The following is a 648-nucleotide window of genomic DNA, read 5'->3' on the forward strand; positions in this document are numbered from 1 at the left end:
CCAGAGCTGCCGTTAAACGTGAATCCGAGAAAATGCGGTTCCACTGACTAAATTCTAAATTTGATGTGATAATTAAGCTTTTTTGTTCATAGAACTCTGAAATAATTTGAAACAGTAACTCTGCTCCTTCTTTGCCGAAAGGCAGATAGCCCATTTCATCCAAAATCATTAAATCGACTTTTTCTAATTTACTTCTAAATTGCTTTAATTTCCCCGCATGTAGCGCTTGCTCTAACTCTTCAACAAAATGCGAAACACGATAAAAACGTACTTCATACCCTTGCTCACAAGCCTTGCGACCAAGTGCAGAAGCTAAATGTGTTTTGCCTGTGCCAGGTGCGCCAACTAAAATAACATTCTCTTTTCTACGAATGAAATTCAACTGCTCTAATTCATCTTTTGTTAAATGGTTAGGTAAACAAATATCTTTATGCCACTGATAGCTTTCAAGCGTTTTCGTATCGATAAAGCGAGCTTGCTTCAAGTTACGGGCTATTTTCGCCTGTTCCCTGCCTTGCTGTTCTTTCAATAAAATTTGATACATATATTCTTCTGGATCTGTAAATGGCACTTCTTTAATTGCCTCAGCCACATGTGCTAATCTTAATTGTTTACAGAGAGTTAAAATCGCTTCATTCATGATGCAAC

1 protein-coding gene is annotated in these 648 nt (G+C 37.3%); it reads right to left on the reverse strand.

Annotation, left to right across the window (positions count from 1 at the left end; translation table 11 throughout):
- A partial coding sequence (gene istB / locus CD30_RS19260; RefSeq protein ID WP_235802099.1) for an IS21-like element helper ATPase IstB occupies positions 1-648 on the reverse strand: 648 nt, incomplete at both ends.

Origin of the sequence: Ureibacillus massiliensis 4400831 = CIP 108448 = CCUG 49529, assembly GCF_000772965.1 — a bacterium.
In the GTDB taxonomy this organism is placed as follows: Bacteria; Bacillota; Bacilli; order Bacillales_A; family Planococcaceae; genus Ureibacillus; species Ureibacillus massiliensis.